This window comes from Glaciimonas sp. Gout2, from assembly GCF_035018905.1.
Taxonomy (GTDB): domain Bacteria; phylum Pseudomonadota; class Gammaproteobacteria; order Burkholderiales; family Burkholderiaceae_D; genus Glaciimonas.
This window is the reverse complement of the sequence record NZ_JASJXA010000101.1, coordinates 1-3,203: the sequence shown is the minus strand read 5'-3', so window position 1 is coordinate 3,203 and position 3,203 is coordinate 1. Positions and strand designations below refer to the sequence as shown.

General features: G+C 48.2%; 3 protein-coding genes. All 3 read left to right on the top strand.

Annotated elements, in window-relative coordinates; all coding sequences use genetic code 11:
* Positions 1–291 precede the first annotated feature (291 nt).
* Positions 292–1,611, top strand: coding sequence for a sugar ABC transporter substrate-binding protein (locus QN379_RS23225; RefSeq protein ID WP_323507738.1), 1,320 nt, complete (start codon positions 292–294; stop codon positions 1,609–1,611).
* A gap of 88 nt (positions 1,612–1,699) precedes the next feature.
* Positions 1,700–2,560, top strand: a complete 861-nt coding sequence (locus QN379_RS23220) for a sugar ABC transporter permease (RefSeq protein WP_323507737.1) — start codon at positions 1,700–1,702, stop codon at positions 2,558–2,560.
* A 102-nt stretch (positions 2,561–2,662) separates the two neighbouring features.
* On the top strand, positions 2,663–3,203 hold a 541-nt coding region (locus QN379_RS23215; RefSeq protein WP_323507739.1), incomplete at its 3' end, for a carbohydrate ABC transporter permease.

The window sequence follows — 3,203 nt, the reverse complement described above, 5'->3', positions numbered from 1 at the left end:
CCCGAAAACCCGACCAAACGATACGATTGATAACAATCGACAGTCAATAATAAAAATTACTTCCTCCGTCCTCAGAGCCTCATAGACACAGCGACTTCGGCTGTTATTCAAAAGCCCATCCGATTCAGCCAAAGCTGTTAAAAACATCACAACTAATGCTACTAATTATGTTCTTCCGATATTAATACTCGCAAAAAAGTATCGGGCTTTGACCTTATAGTATCAAGGCGTATCAGAACTGAGTGCTAATATCATCCCAGTACCCAAAAATAAATCAAAACGGAGACAAGTATGAAATTCATCGCTAGAAGCGCGTTGTGCGTCAGCCTATTCGCAGCAACTGCAAAAGTCACTATTAATGCGTCTGCCGTCGATCTGGTGGTTGCTACGGTCAATAATGGTCATATGATCGAGATGGCCAAACTAGGGAAATTCTTCGAGCAAGCCAATCCTGATATCAAATTAAAGTGGGTCACGTTAGAAGAGGCCGTTTTGCGCCAACGTGTCACGACCGATATCGCCACAGGCAGCGGCCAGTTCGATGTGATGACGATCGGGATGTATGAGGCACCGATTTGGGGTAAAAAAGACTGGCTCGTTGAGTTGAAACCAGACGCTGGCTACGACGTCGACGATCTTTTACCCTCAATCCGCACAGGTTTATCAGTCGGCGGCAAGCTATATGCCGCGCCATTCTATGGTGAAAGTTCCATGATTATGTATCGTTCCGATCTGGTCAAAAAGGCAGGAATGACCATTGAAGACCGTCCGACGTGGGATCACATTCGTGAGGTAGCCGCTAAAATCAATGATCCTGCCAATGGCGTGTACGGTATTTGTTTACGTGGCAAACCTGGCTGGGGCGATAACATGGCCTTTATGACGACCATGGCGAACTCGTTTGGCGGACAATTGTTTGACATGAAGTGGAAGCCGCAATTCACCAGCGAACCGTGGAAAAAAGCCGTTACCCTATACGTTGATCTGCTAAAAAACTATGGACCTCCAGGCTCATCTTCCAACAGCTTTAACGAAATTTTAGCCCTATTCAATCAAGGTAAATGCGGAATCTGGATCGACGCCACGATTGCGGCCTCATTCATTACCGATCCAAAACAAAGCAAGGTCGCTGACAAAGTGGCCTTTGCTCAATCCCCGGTCGCAGTGACTGACAAAGGTGCGAACTGGCTGTGGGCATGGTCTTTGGCTATACCAAAGAGCTCCAAACACGTCGATGCTGCGCAGAAATTTATCCGATGGGCAACGTCGAAGGAATATATTGCTTTGGTGGCCAAAGAAACCGGTTGGAGTAACGTTCCGACTGGCACCCGCAAATCCACTTACGCCAATCCTGAATTCCAAAAAGTCGCTAAATTTGCAGCAGCGGAACAGAAAGCGATCTACTCAGCCGATCCAAACCACAGCACCTTGCCACAGTCGCCTTATGTCGGCGTGCAGTTTGCGGCTATCCCTGAGTTCCAGTCGATTGGTGCCATGGCCGGGCAACAACTGAGCGCAGCCTTGCTGGGCAAAGAATCGGTCGACAAAGCGCTGGAAATTTCGCAACAAGCAGCCGATCGCGAAATGCGTAAGAGCGGCTATTACAAATAATCCTCCAACACTGAAGGATTATTCCGATTGACCGCAGGCGGCTGGCCATGGATTGCGGGCCGCCTCCGACTTTACGTGCGAGTACACCATGAAACGACTCACAGCGCGGCTTCTGCTCACGCCTGCGATGACGACTCTGTTCGTCTGGATGATCGTCCCTCTCGCGATGACGATCTATTTCTCACTATTGCGTTATAACTTGCTCGAGCCGGGTGTACACCCGTTTGCCGGACTCGACAATTACCATTACTTTTTTACCGACGATGCATTTATTCCGGCGGTAAAAAACACCCTGACTCTTCTATTCTCGGTGATGGGCATCACGGTCGTGATTGGCATCGCGTTAGCGTTGCTGATCAATGAGCCCTTTCCGGGCAGAGCATTTGTTCGCGTGTTACTTATTTCGCCGTTCTTCGTCATGCCGGCAGTCAATGCGCTGATGTGGAAGAACATGATGATGAATCCGATTTATGGATTGTTTGCACAGATCAGCCATTTTTTCGGCTTTGGTCCAATTGACTGGCTATCGGAATATCCCCTTTTTTCCATCATTCTCATGATTGCCTGGCAATGGCTGCCTTTTGCTTGCCTGATCTTCATCACAGCTTTGCAATCGATGGATCGAGAACAGTTAGAGGCGGCGCGGATGGACGGCGCTAATTATTTACAACAATTACGTTACCTTTACATTCCCCATTTGGGACGTTCAATTGCGGTCGTGATCATGATTGAGATGATTTTCTTGCTGTCCATTTTTGCAGAAATATTTACGACCACCGGCGGCGGTCCAGGCTTCGAGACGACCAACGTCGCTTTCTTGATATTCAGACAGGCACTCGCTAGTTTTGATGTCGGTGTGGCTTCTGCTGGTGGCTTGTTTGCCGTATTGCTAGCAAATATCGCAGCCATTTTCTTCATTCGCCTGATCGGCAAGAACTTAGATAAATAGGAGCTGGCCATGCAAACAATGACCAAAGCGAAACCCCTTATTGCAGCACCAGCAGTAACGTATACCAGCGCATATAAAGTGGCCCTTGTCGGCCGTACTGCCATGGCATGGTTACTCGCCCTGCTACTTTTTTTTCCGATTTTTTGGTTAGGATTAACGGCGTTCAAAACGGAACTGCAAGCGATTGCGGTTCCAGCCGAGCTCTTCTTCTCACCAACGTTAGCAAATTTTATTGAAGTTCAGGCGCGTAGCAACTACTTGCTATACGCAATGAATTCGATCATCACCAGCGTGGGATCAACGCTTCTTGGTCTGCTAATTGCCGCACCAGCTGCCTATTCGATGGCGTTCTCACCGACCAAGCGCTCCAAAGATATTTTGGTCTGGATGCTTTCCACCAAGATGTTGCCAGCGGTCGGTGTATTGGTGCCGATCTATGTTCTGTACCAAAAATTTGGATTACTCGATACCCGTTGGGGATTAACCATTATTTTTACACTATCAAATCTGCCGATCATGGTCTGGATGTTGTATTCCTATTTCAAAGAAATCCCACGTGAAATTTTAGAAGCGGCACGCATGGATGGCGCCAGCATATTCAAGGAGTTTCGCTATGTCGTCTTGCCGCTGGCTCTCGGCGGCC